Source organism: Pseudomonas sp. Root71, from assembly GCF_001429045.1.
Taxonomy (GTDB): domain Bacteria; phylum Pseudomonadota; class Gammaproteobacteria; order Pseudomonadales; family Pseudomonadaceae; genus Aquipseudomonas; species Aquipseudomonas monachiensis.
The window spans coordinates 126,532-143,835 of sequence record NZ_LMHY01000030.1 but is presented as its reverse complement, the minus strand read 5'-3'; the positions used below and the strand labels follow the sequence as shown (position 1 = coordinate 143,835).

17 protein-coding genes are annotated in these 17,304 nt (G+C 61.7%); 10 read left to right on the top strand and 7 right to left on the bottom strand.

Annotated elements, in window-relative coordinates; genetic code table 11:
• The first annotated feature begins 8 nt into the window (after positions 1 to 8).
• Positions 9 to 614, top strand: a complete 606-nt coding sequence (locus ASD95_RS27320; protein WP_056728794.1) for a 3'-5' exonuclease — start codon at positions 9 to 11, stop codon at positions 612 to 614.
• A gap of 137 nt (positions 615 to 751) precedes the next feature.
• Here the strand turns inward: ASD95_RS27320 and ASD95_RS27315 are convergent, their stop codons facing one another.
• Entirely contained in the window at positions 752 to 1,204 is a 453-nt protein-coding gene (locus tag ASD95_RS27315; RefSeq protein WP_007990688.1) for an Lrp/AsnC family transcriptional regulator, read from the bottom strand.
• Positions 1,205 to 1,369: 165 nt separating this feature from the next.
• Between ASD95_RS27315 and yedA the strand changes: the two genes are divergently transcribed.
• Positions 1,370 to 2,302: a drug/metabolite exporter YedA gene (gene yedA, locus ASD95_RS27310; protein WP_056728792.1), complete on the top strand. Its 933-nt coding sequence runs from the start codon at positions 1,370 to 1,372 to the stop codon at positions 2,300 to 2,302.
• Between the two features lie 78 nt (positions 2,303 to 2,380).
• Positions 2,381 to 3,721, top strand: a complete 1,341-nt coding sequence (locus ASD95_RS27305) for a DEAD/DEAH box helicase (RefSeq protein WP_056728790.1) — start codon at positions 2,381 to 2,383, stop codon at positions 3,719 to 3,721.
• 117 nt (positions 3,722 to 3,838) lie between these two features.
• Here the strand turns inward: ASD95_RS27305 and ASD95_RS27300 are convergent, their stop codons facing one another.
• Positions 3,839 to 5,080 (bottom strand): TIGR03862 family flavoprotein, encoded by a 1,242-nt coding sequence (locus ASD95_RS27300; protein WP_056728789.1) that lies wholly within the window; start codon positions 5,078 to 5,080, stop codon positions 3,839 to 3,841.
• Positions 5,081 to 5,299: 219 nt separating this feature from the next.
• Positions 5,300 to 6,220: a histone deacetylase family protein gene (locus ASD95_RS27295; RefSeq protein ID WP_056728788.1), complete on the bottom strand. Its 921-nt coding sequence runs from the start codon at positions 6,218 to 6,220 to the stop codon at positions 5,300 to 5,302.
• Positions 6,221 to 6,298: 78 nt separating this feature from the next.
• Between ASD95_RS27295 and ASD95_RS27290 the strand changes: the two genes are divergently transcribed.
• From ASD95_RS27290 to ASD95_RS27280, 3 genes are all read left to right on the top strand, one after another.
• A complete protein-coding gene (locus tag ASD95_RS27290; RefSeq protein WP_056728786.1) occupies positions 6,299 to 6,868 on the top strand; it encodes a GNAT family N-acetyltransferase in 570 nt (189 codons plus the stop codon).
• A gap of 104 nt (positions 6,869 to 6,972) precedes the next feature.
• Positions 6,973 to 7,842 (top strand): acyl-CoA thioesterase II, encoded by an 870-nt coding sequence (tesB, locus tag ASD95_RS27285; RefSeq protein ID WP_056728784.1) that lies wholly within the window; start codon positions 6,973 to 6,975, stop codon positions 7,840 to 7,842.
• Positions 7,839 to 8,432 carry an HAD family hydrolase gene (locus ASD95_RS27280; protein ID WP_056728782.1) on the top strand — a complete coding sequence of 198 codons (594 nt, stop codon included), beginning with the start codon at positions 7,839 to 7,841 and terminating at the stop codon, positions 8,430 to 8,432. The genes tesB and ASD95_RS27280 overlap by 4 nt, the downstream gene beginning before the upstream one ends.
• Positions 8,433 to 8,573: 141 nt before the next feature.
• Here the strand turns inward: ASD95_RS27280 and ASD95_RS27275 are convergent, their stop codons facing one another.
• The 4 genes from ASD95_RS27275 to ASD95_RS27260 form a co-directional block, all read right to left on the bottom strand.
• Positions 8,574 to 9,533 carry an alpha/beta hydrolase gene (locus ASD95_RS27275; protein WP_056728780.1) on the bottom strand — a complete coding sequence of 320 codons (960 nt, stop codon included), beginning with the start codon at positions 9,531 to 9,533 and terminating at the stop codon, positions 8,574 to 8,576.
• Entirely contained in the window at positions 9,534 to 10,427 is an 894-nt protein-coding gene (ypfJ, locus tag ASD95_RS27270) for a KPN_02809 family neutral zinc metallopeptidase (RefSeq protein ID WP_056728778.1), read from the bottom strand. It abuts the gene before it with no gap.
• A gap of 226 nt (positions 10,428 to 10,653) precedes the next feature.
• Entirely contained in the window at positions 10,654 to 11,487 is an 834-nt protein-coding gene (locus tag ASD95_RS27265) for an aldo/keto reductase (protein ID WP_056728776.1), read from the bottom strand.
• Complete coding sequence (locus tag ASD95_RS27260) at positions 11,471 to 13,219, bottom strand: FAD-dependent oxidoreductase (protein ID WP_056728775.1); 1,749 nt, start codon at positions 13,217 to 13,219, stop codon at positions 11,471 to 11,473. Before ASD95_RS27260 ends, ASD95_RS27265 begins: the two co-directional genes overlap by 17 nt.
• 175 nt (positions 13,220 to 13,394) lie before the next feature.
• Between ASD95_RS27260 and ASD95_RS27255 the strand changes: the two genes are divergently transcribed.
• The 4 genes from ASD95_RS27255 to ASD95_RS27240 all read left to right on the top strand — a co-directional run bounded on the left by ASD95_RS27255 (position 13,395) and on the right by ASD95_RS27240 (position 17,274).
• Positions 13,395 to 14,171, top strand: a complete 777-nt coding sequence (locus ASD95_RS27255; RefSeq protein WP_056728773.1) for an IclR family transcriptional regulator — start codon at positions 13,395 to 13,397, stop codon at positions 14,169 to 14,171.
• 241 nt (positions 14,172 to 14,412) lie between these two features.
• Positions 14,413 to 15,468: a Gfo/Idh/MocA family protein gene (locus tag ASD95_RS27250; protein WP_056728772.1), complete on the top strand. Its 1,056-nt coding sequence runs from the start codon at positions 14,413 to 14,415 to the stop codon at positions 15,466 to 15,468.
• Between the two features lie 2 nt (positions 15,469 to 15,470).
• Positions 15,471 to 16,286 carry a sugar phosphate isomerase/epimerase family protein gene (locus ASD95_RS27245; RefSeq protein ID WP_056728770.1) on the top strand — a complete coding sequence of 272 codons (816 nt, stop codon included), beginning with the start codon at positions 15,471 to 15,473 and terminating at the stop codon, positions 16,284 to 16,286.
• A gap of 109 nt (positions 16,287 to 16,395) precedes the next feature.
• Positions 16,396 to 17,274 (top strand): DMT family transporter, encoded by an 879-nt coding sequence (locus ASD95_RS27240; RefSeq protein WP_008052441.1) that lies wholly within the window; start codon positions 16,396 to 16,398, stop codon positions 17,272 to 17,274.
• Positions 17,275 to 17,304: the final 30 nt, after the last annotated feature.

The following is a 17,304-nucleotide window of genomic DNA, read 5'->3' as shown; positions in this document are numbered from 1 at the left end:
AAACAGGTTTGGAACGCATAGCAGTCATCGACTTTGAAACCACCGGGATCTCCCCGAGCAGCAGCTGCCGGGCTACGGAAATCGCCGTGGTGATCCTTGAACAGGGGCGCATCGTCGAGCGTTACCAAAGCCTGATGAACGCCGGCGTACGCGTCCCGGCCTTCATCGAACAACTCACCGGCATCAGCAACGCCATGCTGCGCACCGCGCCGTCGGCGGAGCAGGTGATGAATGAAGTGAATGAATTCGTCGGTACCACGCCATTGCTGGCGCACAACGCCGCGTTCGACCAGAAGTTCTGGGACTTCGAGCTCGGACGAATCAAACGCACCCGCTTGCAGAACTTTGCCTGCTCGCTGCTATTGGCCCGACGCCTGATGCCCGCCGCGCCGAACCACAAACTCGGCACCCTCACCACGTTCGCCAACTTGCCCCACACCGGCAAGGCCCACCGGGCGATGGCCGATGCCGAGATGGCGGCCAACCTGACGGCGCACCTAGCGGACGAACTGCGGCACAAGCATGGCTTGCGCGAGCTGTCCCATGATTTGCTGTGCAAGTTGCAGAAAGTGCCGGCGGCGAAAGTGGGCGAGCACCTAAAGCGTTATCGCTGATCCCGAAAACACCGCATAACCCCTGTAGGAGCTGCCGAGTGAAACGAGGCTGCGATCTCTTGATCTTGATCTTTAAAATCAAAGTCAAAAGATCGCAGCCTCGTTTCACTCGGCAGCTCCTACGGTCCCAAAGAAAGCTATTTGCCATTGCCTTCGATGTGCCCCAATGGCACCCGCTTCTCTATCGCACTCGACAACACAATCGACGTCTTGCTGAAGCCAAACGTGGCGATCCGGTTGATCAGTTCTTCCAGCTCCGGCATTGAGCCCACCGCCGCTTGCATGATCACGCACGGGTCGCCGGTCACCCGATGGCATTCGGTCAATTGCGGGATTTTGATCAGGTCGTCGTAGGCTTTCTGGTTACCGTGCTGGTTCAGGCGCAGTTCGATCACGCACTGGATCGGCAGGCCGAGCTTGGCCATGTCGACCTTCGCCTGATAACCGGTGATCACGCCGCTGGCTTCGAGCTTGGCCACGCGCTCGGCCACGGCCGGGGCAGACAGGTTGACCTTGCGCGCCAGGTCCGCGTAGGACGCGCGACCGTTTTCCAGCAGGGCGCTGAGCAGCATGCGGTCGTACTTATCCATCGGGGTGACTCCTGAAAATGGCCAGCTTTCGAAAATACGGTTTATAGCGCTGAACTCCGTGTTTTGAAAAGTGTACTGGCGCTTTAAACAGGTTTTGTAACTTATTTTCCGACGCTGGCCTTTCTAGAATAGTCGTTCACTTGTCCTTGCCTGTGAGCTGCCCCCATGTCCGGCCTTCGTCGCTTTCCCTTACCCTTGATCGCTGCCTTCTTCGCTTTGTATGTGATTTGGGGTTCGACCTACCTGGTGATCCGCATCGGCGTGGAGTCCTGGCCGCCGTTGCTGCTTGCGGGCATCCGCTTCGTGATCGCCGGGACCTTGATGTATGCCTTCCTGCGCTGGCGCGGGGCGCCGGCACCGACCTGGGCGCAGTGGAAAGCCGCTGGCATCATCGGGATCTTGTTGCTGGCGTGCGGCAATGGCGCTGTGAGCGTGGCCGAACACACGGGCGTGGCTTCCGGGGTGGCCGCTTTGGCGGTGGCGACGGTGCCGTTGTTTACCCTGCTGTGCGGATATTTCTGGGGCGCGCGTAATACCCGTCTTGAATGGGCCGGTATTGTGCTCGGGATGATCGGCATTGCGATGCTCAACCTGGGTTCCAACCTGCAATCGAGTCCATTGGGTGCGGCGTTGCTGATTTTTGCTGCGGCGACCTGGGCGTTTGGTTCTGTTTGGAGCAAACATTTGCCGCTGCCTCAGGGCGCGATGGCCAGCGCCGTGGAAATGCTGGTGGGCGGTGTGGTGTTGCTGATCGCCAGCGCAGTCAGCGGTGAGCAGCTGGAAAAGGTGCCGCCGATCGAAGGCTGGGCTGCGTTGGCGTACCTGACGGTGTTTGGTTCGATCATCGCCTTCAACGCCTACATGTATCTGCTGAAACACGTGCGTCCGGCCGCTGCGACAAGCTATGCCTACGTCAACCCGGCGGTGGCGGTGTTGCTGGGGATCGTGTTCGTTGGCGAGACCATCGGCATCGAAGAAGCCCTGGCGATGGCGGTGATCATCAGTGCCGTGGTGTTGATCGGCTTGCCACAATGGCGCCGCACGCCAGAACGGCCAGTGGTGGTGACGGCAGTACCGACAGAATCCCGTGTGAATTAGGGTAAACTGCGCGGCATTGCATCTTGTTTTGCACACTTGTTTTGAACAACCCGCGCTGAATTTTCCTACGGTACTCCCATGACTTTCGCCACCCTTGGCCTGATCGAACCCTTGCTGCGCTCCCTCGAGACGCTCGGCTACCAGACACCGACGCCGGTTCAGGCGCAAGCCATTCCGGCAGTGCTGGCCGGTCGCGATCTGATGGCCTCCGCCCAGACCGGCACCGGCAAGACCGCCGGTTTCGCCCTGCCGCTGTTGCAACTGCTGGCCATGGAAGGGCCGAAAGTCACCGCCAACTCGGTTCGCGCGCTGATCCTGGTACCGACCCGCGAGCTGGCCGAGCAGGTTCACGAAGCCGTGCGCCAGTACGCCGAAAACCTGCCGCTGCGCACCTACGCGGTATACGGCGGCGTCAGCATCAACCCACAGATGATGAAACTGCGCAGCGGTGTTGACCTGTTGGTGGCGACTCCGGGCCGCTTGCTCGACCTGTTCCGCCAGAACGCACTGAAGTTCAACCAGCTGCAGACCCTGGTGCTGGACGAAGCCGACCGCATGCTCGACCTGGGCTTTTCCGAGGAGTTGGCGAACATTTACCGCGCTCTTCCAAAGAAACGTCAGACGCTGCTGTTCTCCGCGACCTTCTCCGACGACATCCGCCTGCTGGCCGGGCAAATGCTCAACGATCCGCTGACCATCGAGGTCAGCCCGCGCAACGTTGCGGCCAATACGGTCAAGCAATGGATCGTGACGGTGGACAAGAAGCGCAAGCCGGAACTGTTCGTGCACCTGATGCGCAAGGGCAAGTGGAAGCAGGTGCTGGTGTTCGCCAAGACCCGCAACGGCGTGGATGCGCTGGTGGATAAACTCCAGGGCCTGGGCATCAACGCAGACGGCATCCACGGCGACAAACCCCAGGCGACTCGTCAGCGCGCACTGGATCGTTTCAAGGCCAGTGAAGTGCAGATCCTGGTCGCTACCGACGTGGCGGCCCGTGGCCTGGACATCGAAGACCTGCCGTTGGTGGTCAACTTCGATTTGCCGATTGTCGCTGAGGACTACATCCACCGTATCGGTCGTACCGGCCGCGCGGGCTCGACCGGCGAGGCGATTTCCCTGGTCTGCGCCGATGAAGTGAATCTGCTGTCGGCCATCGAGATGCTGACCCGCCAGACCTTGAAGCGGCAGAACGAGCCGGACTTCGAACCTGAACACCGCGTGCCGGACACCGATGCCAGTGGCCAGGTCGTCAAAAAGCCGAAAAAACCGAAGAAGCCCAAGGCTTCCGGTGGTGGCGGTGGTAAACGCAATCTGGGGCGGTGGGTTGATAGCGGAGAGGTTGCGCCAGCGGAACCTTCGATCAAGCCTGTGCGCAAAGTGCCGGTGTTCAATACCGGGCCGCGCAAGCGTAAGCCTTGATTTACCTCTGCGTCTGTTAGGCCGCCTTCGCGAGCAAGCCCGCTCCCACACTGGATCTGTGTTGTTCACAAATCCCCTGTGGGAGCGGGCTTGCTCGCGAAGGGCGCGCCTCGGTCTTCAGCCCTTGCGCTGCAACCATTCCACCATCCCCAACCCCGCCGCTCGCCCGCTGGCGAAACACGCGGTCAGCAGATAGCCGCCGGTCGGCGCTTCCCAATCGAGCATTTCCCCGGCGCAAAACACGCCAGGCAGTTGCTTGAGCATCAATCGCTCATCCATCGACTCGAACAACACACCGCCAGCACTGCTGATGGCCTCATCCAGTGGTCGGGTTTTCACCAGCGTCAGTGGCAATGCCTTGATCGATTTGGCCAGCAAGGCCATGTCGGCAAAGCAATCGGCGCTGGCCAGTTCACGCAATAGCGCCGCTTTTACGCCATCGATGCCCAACTGACTGTGCAAGTGCTTGGCCATGGAACGCGATCCCCGCGGCTTGCTCAACGCCGCTTGAACTTTATCCACAGGCCGGCCGGGCAACAGGTCCAGATGAATGGTTGCCGAGCCGTGCCGGTTGATTGCCTCGCGGATCGGTGCCGACAGGGCGTAGATCAGACTGCCTTCGATTCCGGTGGCGGTAATCACACATTCGCCAAGTCGCGGCACGTCATCGTTAAGGCCGATGGCGATGTTTTTCAGCGGCGCACCGGCGAATTTGCTGACCATCAATTCGCTCCAGGCCTGCACCTCGAAGCCGCAATTGCTCGGTTGCAATGGCGCCAGTCCTACACCCAGTTGCTCCAGTGCCAGCATCCATGCGCCGTCCGAACCCAGGCGCGACCAACTGCCGCCACCGAGGGCGAGCAGGGTGGCATCGGCTTGCACGGTTTTTTCGCCTTCCGGGCTGTCGATGCGCAATCCGCCACGCTCGTCCCAGCCGAGCCAGCGGTGGCGGGTGTGGATAACTACGCCGCTGTCGCGCAGGCGCTTGAGCCAGGCGCGCAGTAGTGGCGCGGCCTTCATGTCGGTGGGGAATACCCGGCCGGAACTGCCGACGAAGGTCTCGATGCCCAGGTCATGAATCCACTGGCACAGCGCTTCGGCGCCGAAGCCACGCAGCAGCGGGGCAATCTGCGGGGCGCGTTCGGCGTAGCGCGAGAGAAACGCCGGGTAGGCTTCGGAGTGCGTGATGTTCATGCCGCCGACGCCGGCCAGCAGGAATTTTCGTCCGACCGAGGGCATGCCGTCGTACAGGTCGACCTTGATCCCGGCCTGGCTCAACACTTCGGCCGCCATCAGACCGGCGGGGCCGCCGCCGATGATGGCGACGTGAGGGGGAAGGGGTGACGAGGATTGGGTCATGGGATGCGCTGCGGTCTGGCGGGATAAGCCGGGCATTCTACCAGCCCGAATCCCTGTGGGAGCGAGCAAGCTCGCTCCCACAGGGATGATCGGTGTATTGGAGGGCTGGTTAAAAAACAACCACCGTTCTGTAGCCTATACGCAGCATGGGCTACAGGCCCTTTCACTCAGGTTATCCACAGGCAGTTCCACAGGCATTGTGGGTAAAGCATCCACAACTCAGTGACAACCTGATGACTGCCAGACGCGCTGCGCGCTGTGATGGAGGATGCCGTGACGGCGGGCCAGGGCCTGGCGGTCCTTGCTGTAGCCGCCGCCGATCACCCCGACCAGCGGAATGTCGCGGCCCAGGCAATGGCGCATCACGCTTTCATCGCGGGCGGCGACGCCTTCGTCTGTCAGCTTCAGATAACCCAGGGCGTCGTCCTTGTGCACATCGACTCCGGCGTCATACAGCACCAGGTCCGGCTGGTAGAGCGGCAACAGGTAGTTGAGTGCATCGTCCACCACCTTCAGGTAGTCGACATCGCCCATGCCGTTGGGCAGCGGAATGTCCCAGTCACTTTCGGCCTTGCGTGTGGGAAAGTTCTTCTCGCAGTGCAGGGAAACGGTCACCGCTTCCGGAGTGTTGTGCAGTATTCGCGCGGTCCCGTCGCCCTGATGCACATCGCAATCGAAGATCAGCACCCGATTCACCCGACCACTTTCCAGCAGGTAATGGCTGATCACCGCCAGGTCATTGAAGATGCAGAACCCGGCCGGGTAGTCGTAGTGCGCATGGTGGGTGCCGCCCGCCAGGTGGCAGGCCAGACCATGCTCCAGCGCCTGCTCGGCTGCCAGCAACGAGCCGCCCACCGCCCGCACCGTACGCCGGGCCAGGGCTTCGTTCCAGGGCAGGCCGAGGCGGCGCTGGTCTTCGCGGGATAATTCGCCACTCATGTAGCGCTCGATGTATGAAGGGTCATGGGCGAGGGCGAGAATCTCTGCGGGACACAGCTCCGGGCGCAACAGGTCGGCATCGCGGGTCAGGCCGCTGTCCACCAGGTGATCGCGCAACAGGCGGAACTTGTCCATGGGGAAGCGGTGATCCGCCGGAAACTCGGGGCTGTAGTCTTCGTGATAAATCAGCGGGAGCGGCATGATGATTTCATTCAGGAATGAGAGAAGAATCCTACCAGCGTTGTAGACTTGCGGCATGCAAACGGAGGGCGGGGAGCAATGGAGCCAATACTGGAACTTGAAAGCGCCCGGCTGCTGTTGCGCCAGTGGCGCGATGAAGATTTACCTGACTTTGCGGCGATGTGTGCCGATCCGCAGGTGATGCGCTATTTCCCGGCAACCTTGAGCCGACTGGAAAGCGCATCATTGATCGGGCGAATCCGTGGTCATTTCGCCGAGCACGGTTATGGTCTCTGGGCTTTGCAGCGCAAGGACTCTGGCCAGTTCATCGGGTTTACCGGGCTTGGCGTAGTCGGTTTCGATGCACCCTTTACCCCGGCCACGGAAATCGGCTGGCGCCTGGCCCGCGAGCACTGGGGGTTGGGTTACGCCAGTGAAGCGGCGTGGACCGCTCTGCGCTGCGGGTTCGACCGCTTACCGCTGAAAGAGGTCGTGGCCTTCACTACGCAAACCAACCTGCCGTCAGAGAAAGTCATGCAGGCCATCGGCATGCACCATGATCCGGAAAATGACTTCGATCACCCGCGACTCGACGTCGATCATCCGTTGCGTCGGCATGTGCTGTATCGCATCAGCCGGGAGCAATGGCTGCAAACCTTGCATGGATAACCTGGCACGGACGTTTACAATGGCCCCCATGGGTAGAGTCCAGAAACTGAATCGAGCGTTGCAGCCAAGGCTGCGCGGCAATGTTTTGCGTGAGGAGCATCTGAATGAGCCAAGTGTTGGATGATCTGGTCGACCTGCTGACCCTGGAACCGATCGAAGAAAACCTGTTCCGTGGCCGTAGCCAGGATCTGGGCTTTCGTCAGCTGTTCGGTGGTCAGGTACTCGGTCAGTCGCTGTCGGCGGCCAGTCAGACGGTGGAAGAGGCGCGCCATGTGCATTCGATGCACGGCTATTTCCTGCGACCGGGCGATGCCGGGTTGCCGGTGGTGTATCAGGTTGACCGGGTGCGTGACGGTGGCAGTTTCAGCACGCGCCGGGTGACGGCGATCCAGAAGGGCCACCCGATCTTCACCTGTAGTGCGTCGTTCCAGTACGACGAAGAAGGCTTCCAGCACCAGTCCGAAATGCCGCAAGTGGTCGGTCCGGAAAACCTGCCATCGGAGCTGGAGATCACCCAGCAGCGCGCGCACCTGATCCCCGAGAAAATGCGCGAAAAATTGCTGTGCCCTAAGCCGATCGAATTTCGCCCAGTGACCGAGAAAGATCCCTACAACCCGCTGCCCTCCGATCCGGTCAAGTACGTCTGGTTCCGCGCCGACGGGGCGTTGGCCGATTCGCCGGCGCTGCATAAATACCTGCTGGCCTATGCCTCGGACTTCGGTCTGCTGGTCACCTCGATGCAGCCCCATGGCAAAACGGTCTGGAACAAGGACATGCAGGTGGCCAGCCTCGATCACGCGTTGTGGTTCCACCAGGATCTGCGTGCCGATGACTGGTTGCTTTACGCAATGGATAGTCCATGGGCCGGCAACTCCCGTGGATTCTCCCGTGGCAGCGTGTTCAACCGTGCCGGACAATTGGTGGCCTCGGTCACCCAGGAAGGCTTGATCCGTCATCGCAAGGATTGGGCATGAGCCTGGCCGGCGTGCGTCACTGGGTGTTCGACATGGACGGCACCCTGACCGTGGCCGTGCACGACTTCGCGGCGATTCGCGTGGCATTGGCGATCCCTGCCGAACACGACATCCTGACCCACCTCGCCGCACTGCCGGCCGATGAAGCCGCAGCCAAACATGCGTGGCTGCTGGAGCATGAGCGGGACCTGGCCCTCGGTTCGCAACCGGCACCGGGTGCGGTGGAACTGGTGCGCGAACTGGCCGGGCGCGGTTATCGCCTGGGCATTCTCACGCGCAATGCCCGGGAGCTGGCACATGTCACGCTGGAGGCCATTGGCCTGGCCGACTGCTTTGCGCTGGAGGATGTATTGGGCCGCGATGATGCGCCGCCCAAGCCGCATCCGGGCGGGTTGCTGAAACTGGCCGAAGCTTGGAATGTACCGGCGAGCGAGATGGTGATGGTTGGCGACTACCGCTTCGATCTCGATTGTGGGCGGGCGGCGGGAGCGCGGACTGTATTGGTGAATCTGCCGGATAATCCATGGCCGGAATTGACTGATTGGCATGCGGCGGATTGTGTCGAGTTGCGGCAGATGCTGTTGGCTTGAGTGCTTCGTTGCCTGGTCAACCGCTTTCGCGAGCAAGCCCGCTCCCACAATGATTCTGTGTTGTTCACGATGTCGTGTTCACGCAGATCCAATGTGGGAGCGGGCTTGCTCGCGAAGAGACAGGCCCAGGCACTACAAGAGTCATTGCCCAAACAACGCCTTCTGCCCCTCCGGCGATGTAAACATCCCATCCCCATCATGTCCGACCCCGGGCACTTCAATCAGTTGCTGCTTCAACCCTTGCGGTTGCAACCGCTTCAGATAATCGAAGTAGTAACGCCCGCGGGCCAATCGAGACGGCCCTTGCGCTTTGGCCTCACAACTCTTGTCCAGCGCCGGATGGTTCGGATCGATGTCCTGCTGCCCCAGCAGGTAAACGACTTCACGCTTGAGGTAACTTTCCTGCAACTGCGCGGCGGTTTGTCCTTCGGCGTAGGCCGGTAAATCCGCCAGCCCGTACTTCCAGCGATTGAAATTCGGGCAACCGGCGTGGCTGAACGCTACCGGTCGACGCTCATCGAAATAAGCGTAGGAGGACGGATTGGCGATCACGTAGCGCACCTGCACGCCGGCCGCATCGAGCTCGGATTGCGCGTGGCCGAGCAACGCATAGCGCTGAACCACCTGCGCGCCACCGGAGTGCCCGGCGATGACGATTTGCTTCACATCCGGAAACTGCTGATGGTCGCCCAAGCGGGCGATGATTTCGTCGAGCGCCGCGTAGGAGCTCAGCCGAAACGGTGCCGTGGATTCGCCGCCGGCCATCCATTCATTGCCTTGCCAGCGCAAAACGGTGTCGGCCACCGGATGGACCGCAACGTCAGTTTCATTGAGGAATTGCGGGGCGATCACCAGGGTCGTTGCGCTTTGCCCGGCCAGTTCGGCGGCGTGCTCACCGCTCTGCAGGTAGGTTTGCGCGTTGCGCAAGCGACCATGGAGGATGATCAGCACCCGTTCGATTTTTGCCGGAGCGGGGCTGATGCCCACCGCGATTTCACCTGACTTCAACAGCAGGCGCCCTGAGCTGAGTTCCTTGACCCCAGGCTCGGCGGCCTGGGACGTTGCGCAAGTAAACAGAACAACCAACAACCACTTCTTCATTTACAGATTTTTCGCCGCAAAGGTATCGCACTGGCCAACCTGGCCTTGGGCGAAACCGGTTTTGAACCAGCGCACCCGTTGCGCTGACGTACCGTGGGTGAACGAGTCCGGGACTACACGGCCCTGACCCTGCTGCTGCAAACGATCGTCACCGATGGCGTTCGCGGCGTTCAGTGCTTCTTCGATGTCGCCTGGTTCCAGCCAGTTCAGGCGCTTCTGCGCATTGTTGGCCCAGACGCCGGCCAGGCAATCGGCCTGAAGTTCCTGGCGAACCAGCAAACCACCGTCACCCTCCATCTGCCGGCCTTGCTGGCGTGCGGCCTGAATTTTCGCGGACACCCCGAGCAAGGTCTGCACGTGGTGTCCGACTTCGTGAGCGATCACGTAGGCCTGGGCGAAGTCGCCCGCAGCGGAAAAGCGTTGGGACATTTCCTGGAAGAACGCCATGTCCAGGTAGACCTTCTGGTCGGCCGGGCAATAGAAGGGGCCGGTCGCCGAGGTGGCCAGACCGCAGGCCGAATTCACGCGGTTGCTGAACAACACCAGGGTCGGGTCCTTATATTGGCGGCCGGCCTGCTGGAATATCGCGCCCCAGGTGTCTTCGGTGTCGCCGAGGATCGAGCGCACGAACTCAGCGCTCTCATCATTGGCCGGCGGTGCCTGGCGACTCTGGTTGGTGGCGGGCGCCGATTGCTGCTCCATTTGCCCGGTCAGTTGTCCGAGGATTTGCAACGGATCCTGGCCGGTGATCCAGCCGATGCCGACAATCAAGAGGATCGCCGTCAGGCTCAGGCCCTTGCCACCGCCAAAACGCATGCCGCCGCCACCGCCACCAACATCATCGCCCCGGGCGTCGACCACGTTGTCGCTGCGTCGGCCTTTTTTCCATAGCATGTGCGAATCCTCTTCTGTTCCGGGTAAAGCTCTGTGCGATGAGTGTTGCTGCCAAGTGGGAGGGGCGCCAGTCCGGCCGTCCGTCTTTTTTCCGCGCACAGGTCAATTCCCGGCTACCCGTGAAGGGCTGCCGAGAAGGTTTCAGGCTTGTATTGAACACGGATAACCCATCGAATTCCGTAGGACGATGGTTTTTTATCGTAAGGGCGATCGCCGGTCTTGCGGATTATTCGTCGAACGCATCCCATACCGGCGCAAAGTCGGGGCTGACCTGACGCTCGCGTTTGGACAGGCTGGCGATCAAGGCACGGTCTTCATCATCCAGTCGCACATCCATCGCCGCGAGATTGGCCAATTGATTGGACTCGCTGCTGGCCTTGGGGATCGCGGCCACGTTGGGTTGATCGAGCAGCCATTTGAGCGCGACCTGGGTCGGCAGTACGCCGTGTTTCGCGGCGATCTGCTGGATGGCCGGAATGTCGGATACCTTGTTGCGCGCCAGTGGCGTGTAGGCTGTCAGCGCAAGATCCTGTTGACGGGCGTAGTTGAGCAGGGCGTTTTGTCCGAGCAGCACGTGGTACTCGACCTGGATCGCCGACAGCGGAGCCCCCAGTTCTTCGACGACTTTGCGTAGCAAGTGCAGTGGAAAATTCGCCACGCCAATGTTGCGCGCCAGGCCTTGCTCCCTGAACGACACCAGGGTTTCTATGGTGCGCGGCAAATCCCAATCGGTGGATGGCCAATGGAGCATGAACAGGTCGACGTATTCGCTGCGCAGGGCTTTGAGGCTGCGGTCCATGGAGTGGCGCATGGCGTCGGGTTGCAGTTGGTCCCACCAGACTTTGGTCGTGACGTGGATCTGCTCGCGGGGTGTCGGACTGTTCGTCAGCGCCTGACCGACAGCGTCTTCGTTGTTGTAGGCCGCTGCCGTGTCGATGTGCCGGTAACCCAGAGCCAGAGCCTGCTCCACGGCACGGGTGCATTCCTCGCCGAGCATTGGCCAGGTGCCGAGGCCGAGTTTCGGCATGTTCAAACCCTGTGCGTTAACGATGTGCTGCATGGTCGATCTCCTTTTCATAAGCCGTGACGCCTGCGATGTGGCGCGCGGCGATGTAGCCGAACGTCAGCGCCGGGCCGAGATTGATGCCGCCAGCGGGGTAGTGACCGCCCATGATGCTGGCCATGTCGCCGCCCGCCGCGTACAGGCCGGCGATGGGTTGTGCCGCGCTATCCAGGACCTGGGCATGTTGGTTGACCTTGAGCCCGGCGAAGGTGCCGAAGCAGCCCGGCTGGACTTTCACGGCATAGAAGGGGCCTTGTTTGATCGGCGCGACGCATGGGTTGGGTCGTTGCAGTGCGTCACCCTGCTTGCGGTTGTAAGGCGTGGAACCACGACCGAACTGCGGGTCCTCACCGTTGCGCGCGTGGCGGTTGTAGTCCGACACGGTGCTGCGCAAGCCAACCGGGTCGATGCCGCAGGCTGCAGCCAATTCCTCAAGGGTGTTGCCGGTTTTCAGATAGCCGCTGCGGATGAAGGATGACAGCGGCACCGGAAATGGCCGAGAGATGCCCAGGCCATATCGACGCTGAAAGCCATGGGTGCAGATCAGCCACGACGCCACCTCTTCACCCGGCGGGGCGGCGGCGACCATGGCCGTGACGTAGTCGTAGTAGCCGTTGGCTTCATTGACGAAGCGCTGGCCGTTGCTCAGCACACCGATGATGCCGGGTTTGCCACGCTCGATGATGTGCGGGAAGTGTCCCGTGCTGCCGTCGCTGTGCGGCACTTGCGAAACCGGCGCCCAGGCGACGGCGGACGCCATGTCGCTATTGACCCGGGCACCGGCACTTTCGCCCAGGCGCAGGCCATCGCCGCAAACGCCGAGGGGCGGCAAGGCCAGATGTTCATGCCCGGTCGGCGTGCGGGGGAACAGTGCCTTGCGGCGTTGGATGTCATTGGCGAAACCACCCGCGGCGAGCACCACGGCCTTGCGTGCATGGATGCGCACCGAGCCTTTGGCGGTGATGACCACTGCACCTCGTACCTGATCATTCTCGCGCAGCAATCGGCTCACGGGCGCTGATTCCCAGAGCAACACGCCGAGGTCATCGGCGGATTTCGCCAGGCGTGCCACCAAGGCCACGCCGTTGACCAGCTGCATCGCCCGGCCATGCATGGCGAGATCGAACAGGTGCCGGCTGAAACGCCGCGTAACGTGCCAGGCCGCCGACAGCGAACGGGTCAGGTTGAGGAATGCCGTGAGGTCCGCCCCCGCCATGATCGGCATGCCCATGAACGATGTTTCCCGCATGGTTTTGCGCAGGCGCTTGAGTAGCGCGCCGACTTTTCGTGCGTCGTAAGGGGCGGCGATCACCGAGCGTCCTCCGGTGCCGGCCCCGGGCGTGTCGCCATGAATGTCGGCGATGGCGTTGCCGTCGGCGAACTGCAGCGAGGTGTGCTGCTCGAAGAACGACACCATCCGGGGGCCGGCTTCCAGGAAAGCGTCGATCATCGCCGGATCAAAGCGCTCGCCCAGTTCGTGTTTCAGGTAAGTGCGCGGCAGTTCAACGTCTTCGACAATGCCCGCGCGCCGGGCCAGCGGGTTGCAAGGGACCCAGGCCCAGCCACCGGACCAGGCCGTGGCACCGCCGAACACCGGGTCTTTTTCCACCACTATGACTTTCAGCCCATGCCACGCGGCGGTCACGGCCGTCGACAGTCCCGCCGCACCGGAGCCAACAATCAGCACATCGCAGTCGATGTCGGGAAGAAAGTGCGCTTCGGCAGGCATTGTTTGAGCTCCGGTGTTTTATTGTTTTGGAATCTGGTTCCAGAAAATATAAGAATCGGGTGAGGTCGAACAAGTCTGGAGGGTGTAAAGCGGGCGGTTATCGAACGCTCAGTTCCAGATTTCGCATTCGTGTGGTTGTCTTCTAGAATCGAGCAAATTTTGCGTGGAAGCGACCATGGCTGGCAGTCAGATCGAACGTGTTTTCAGTGTGCTCGAAAGCCTCACCAGCGATCCCCGTGGCCTGCCGATGCAGACCCTGGCGGAGCAACTGGACATCCCCAAGAGCGCGACCCATCGCCTGCTGGCCGAGCTGATCCGCCTCGGTTATGTGCGGCAGAATCCGGATAATTTGCGTTATCACCTTTCGACCAAACTGGTGGCGATGGGCTTCCGTTACCTGTCGAGCAGCGGTGCCGACATTGTGCAGCCGGTGCTTGACCGCCTGGCGCAGGAAACCGGCGAACTGGTGCGCCTGGGCGTGATCGACGGCGAGCGTCAGACCTGGATCGCCAAATCCCAGGGCGCGCGCTCCGGTCTGCGTTACGACCCGGACATGGGCCGCGACGCGCCGTTGTTCTACACCGCCTCGGGGCATGCGTGGCTGGCGTGCATGAGCGATGCCGAAGCCTTGTCGCTGGTGGAGCGGCAGGGCGCGCAGGTGCCGGAACATGTGGGGCCGAACGCGCCGCGCTCGAACATCGAATTGCTCGAACGCCTGCGTCTGGCGCGGGAGCAGGGCTATGCCTGGGTCGAGGAGAGTTCGGCGGTGGGCACTTCGGCGATTGCGGCAGTGGTGCGCCATCCCGCCGATGGGCGGGTGATCGGGGTGCTCAGCATCGCCGGGCCGAGCGCGCGGATGCCGGGAGCGCGGCTGCATGAGCTGGCGCCGTTGTTGCTGGCTTACACCGAGGAGTTGTCGGCGGCGAGTCTGGCGTCGGAGTTGTTCAGCTAAGGCCTGCGCAAATCGACTGTGGGAGCGGGCTTGCTCGCGAATGCAGTGGGTCATGCGATCTGGATGGCGACTGACACACCGCATTCGCGAGCAAGCCCGCTCCCACATTTTGAACAGTGTTCAGCTTGAGAAGCTGTGCGCTGTTCGAACACTTTCAGGACAGGTCTGTGTAAGAATCTGGAACCAGGTTCTAAATTATTGGAATTCATCGCTCCAATAACACTCACAAGAGGACCGTATCTTGAATTCGCCACTTCGCATCGCCCTGATCGGTGCTGGCAACATGGGCCAGCAGCACTACCAGCATCTGCAATCCTTGACTGAAGCGACGTTGTGCGCCGTGGCGGATCCCGGACCGCAGGCGGCCAGTCTTGCGGCGCAATGGGGCGTAGCCTGTTTCGCCGATCATCGTCAGATGCTGGAGCAGGCGAAGCCAGACGCTGCCGTCGTCGCCAATCCGAACACGCAGCACGTCAGCACGGCCCTCGATTGCCTCGCGGCCGGCGTGCCGGTATTGCTGGAAAAACCGGTGGGCGTGCACCTGGATGAAGCCAGGGAACTGGTGGCTGCCTCGAAGGCCAGTGGTGTTCCGGTACTGGTCGGACATCACCGCCGGCACAATCCGCTGATCGTCCGCGCCCACGAACTTGTCCACAGCGGCGCACTGGGTCGGTTGACCACGGTCACAGCGCTCTGGCAGTTGCGCAAGCCCGACAGCTATTTTGAAACACCCTGGCGCCGCGAGGCCGGTGCGGGGATGTTGTTGACCAACCTGATCCACGACCTCGATCTGCTGCGGCATTTGTGCGGTGAAGTGCGTCAGGTTCAGGCCATCACCAGCAATGCCATTCGCGGGTTTGCCAATGAGGATTGCGCGGCGGTGTTGCTGCAATTCGACAGCGGTGCACTGGGCAGCCTGACCGGCTCCGATGCGGTGGCCGCGCCCTGGAGCTGGGAGCTGGATTCGGGGGAGAACCCGGTGTATCCGCGTCATCCTGATCAACCGTGCTACTTGCTGGCCGGAACGGGTGGGGCGCTGAGCATTCCGCAGCTTAAACGCTGGCACTACAACGAAGTCGACGGCGGCTGGCATCAACCGTTGCTGGCAACCCAGGAAAGCTTCAGTGCCGATGAAGCCCTGCGTTTGCAGTTGCAGCACTTCGTGCGCGTTGCGCGCCGGGAGGTCGAGCCACTGGTGAGTGCCGCCGATGCCGCGCGTACGTTGGCGCTGATCGAAGCCATCCGCGAAGCCGCCGAAACCGGGCGTGCCTGTGCGCCATCGTTGATCGAGGGTTGAGCATGAGCGAACGTATCTTCTCCCTGGCCAGCCTGACCGTGCTGGAGTTGTCACCGCCCGACATGGTCGAGGTCGCCGCGCGGGCCGGTTACAGCCATGTCGGCTTGCGTCTGGTACCGGCGACCCCTGAGGAGCACCATTTTGCCCTGGTGGCCGACCACGAATTGCGGCGCCAGACCCTGGCGCGTCTGCGCGATACTGGTATTCGGGTGCTGGACGTCGAAATCCTGCGGCTCAAGCCGGAAACCGTCGTCGCCGATTTCGAAAGAATCCTCGCGGTGGGCGCCGAGTTCGGCGCCAGTGAGTTGCTGGTGGCCGGAAACGATCCTGACGAACAGCGGCTGACGCAGCATTTTGCCGAGCTCTGTGATCTGGCGGCAGCCTATGGACTGCACCCGCACCTGGAGTTCATGCCTTGGACCGATGCGCGCAATCTTCAACAAGCCACGCGTATCGTGGAAAACGCCGGGCGTGAAAACGGCGCCGTGCTGGTGGACGCCTTCCACTTCGATCGTTCGGGATCGCGGCTGGAAGATCTGGTCAAAGTTGCTCCCTCACGGTTACGGTATGCACAGTTGTGTGACGTCGCAGGACCACGGCCGGCCGATATGGCGGAGATCTTGCGTCAGGCGCGTAACGAACGGCGTTTTCCCGGCGATGGCGATTGTGATCTGCGGGGGTTGTTGGGGAGCTTGCCGGCTGACATTCCGTTGAGTCTGGAGATTCCCACCGTGCAGTTGCTGGAGCAGGGCGTGAGTGGATTGGACCGGGCGCAGATGGCGCTGGATAAAACCCGGGAATTGTTGGCGCAGCTCTAATCGGTGCTGCGCACCTATCGCGGGCAAGCCACGCTCCCACAGGTTCTATGCTGACTGGATGGACGCGTGGTTTGCCCGTGATGCTTTTGATTTCAAGTAAGGAAACCCCATGACCGTCAGCACCCCGCTTTCCGGCGTCAATCAGCCCTTCAAAGGGATCCTGCTGATCGTTGTCGCAACCTTCCTGTTTTCCAGCCACGACGCCTTTTCCAAATACCTCTCCGGTTTCTATCCCATCGTCATGGTGGTCTGGGCGCGCTACGTGGTTCACACCTTGTTGATGGCCGGGATTTTCCTGCCGCAGTCCGGGCTGCGGGTGCTGCGTACCAAACGGCCATTACTGCAGGTGATCCGGGCGCTGTGCCTGTTGGGCACCAGTCTGTTTTTCACCACGGGGCTGATGTACATCCCGTTGGCCGAGGCCACGTCGGTCAACTTCCTGGCTCCGGTATTGGTCACCGCGCTGTCGGTACCGCTGCTTGGCGAGCGGGTGACGCGGGGACAATGGCTGGCGGTGATTTTCGGTTTCAGCGGGGTGCTGATCATCGTTCACCCCGGGGGCGATCTGTTTACCCCGGCGGTGTTGCTGCCGTTCTGCTCGGCGCTGTTTTTTTGCTTCTATCAACTGCTGACGCGCAAGCTCAGCGAGATCGACAGCCCGACCACCAGCAACTTTTTCGCAGGCCTGTGCAACACGCTGGTGATGAGTGCGCTGGTGCCGTTCTTCTGGCAGACGCCGAACCTGGTGCATGGCGCGATGATGCTGGCGCTGGGGGCCTGCGGGATGACGGCTCACCTGTTCCTGACCCAGGCTTTCCGCCTCGCGGCACCGGCACTGCTGGCACCGTTCAGCTATTGCCAGATCATCTTCGCCGGCCTCTTGGGCTGGCTGCTGTTTTCCCATACACCGACACTGACCACCGTGCTCGGCATTGCCGTGATCTGCTGCAGCGGGTTGGCGGCGGCCTGGCAGCAAAGCCGCCGCTAAGCGGCGGCAAAACGCAGGCAAAAAAAAGCG

What these genes read in the sequence shown, in the direction of transcription:
- ASD95_RS27315 (WP_007990688.1), bottom strand. Translation starts at nt 1,204, where the DNA reads ATGGATAAGTACGACCGCATGCTGCTCAGCGCCCTGCTGGAAAACGGT.
- yedA (WP_056728792.1), top strand. Translation starts at nt 1,370, where the DNA reads ATGTCCGGCCTTCGTCGCTTTCCCTTACCCTTGATCGCTGCCTTCTTC.
- ASD95_RS27305 (WP_056728790.1), top strand. Translation starts at nt 2,381, where the DNA reads ATGACTTTCGCCACCCTTGGCCTGATCGAACCCTTGCTGCGCTCCCTC.
- ASD95_RS27300 (WP_056728789.1), bottom strand. Translation starts at nt 5,080, where the DNA reads ATGACCCAATCCTCGTCACCCCTTCCCCCTCACGTCGCCATCATCGGC.
- ASD95_RS27295 (WP_056728788.1), bottom strand. Translation starts at nt 6,220, where the DNA reads ATGCCGCTCCCGCTGATTTATCACGAAGACTACAGCCCCGAGTTTCCG.
- ASD95_RS27290 (WP_056728786.1), top strand. Translation starts at nt 6,299, where the DNA reads ATGGAGCCAATACTGGAACTTGAAAGCGCCCGGCTGCTGTTGCGCCAG.
- tesB (WP_056728784.1), top strand. Translation starts at nt 6,973, where the DNA reads ATGAGCCAAGTGTTGGATGATCTGGTCGACCTGCTGACCCTGGAACCG.
- ASD95_RS27280 (WP_056728782.1), top strand. Translation starts at nt 7,839, where the DNA reads ATGAGCCTGGCCGGCGTGCGTCACTGGGTGTTCGACATGGACGGCACC.
- ASD95_RS27275 (WP_056728780.1), bottom strand. Translation starts at nt 9,533, where the DNA reads ATGAAGAAGTGGTTGTTGGTTGTTCTGTTTACTTGCGCAACGTCCCAG.
- ypfJ (WP_056728778.1), bottom strand. Translation starts at nt 10,427, where the DNA reads ATGCTATGGAAAAAAGGCCGACGCAGCGACAACGTGGTCGACGCCCGG.
- ASD95_RS27265 (WP_056728776.1), bottom strand. Translation starts at nt 11,487, where the DNA reads ATGCAGCACATCGTTAACGCACAGGGTTTGAACATGCCGAAACTCGGC.
- ASD95_RS27260 (WP_056728775.1), bottom strand. Translation starts at nt 13,219, where the DNA reads ATGCCTGCCGAAGCGCACTTTCTTCCCGACATCGACTGCGATGTGCTG.
- ASD95_RS27255 (WP_056728773.1), top strand. Translation starts at nt 13,395, where the DNA reads ATGGCTGGCAGTCAGATCGAACGTGTTTTCAGTGTGCTCGAAAGCCTC.
- ASD95_RS27245 (WP_056728770.1), top strand. Translation starts at nt 15,471, where the DNA reads ATGAGCGAACGTATCTTCTCCCTGGCCAGCCTGACCGTGCTGGAGTTG.
- ASD95_RS27240 (WP_008052441.1), top strand. Translation starts at nt 16,396, where the DNA reads ATGACCGTCAGCACCCCGCTTTCCGGCGTCAATCAGCCCTTCAAAGGG.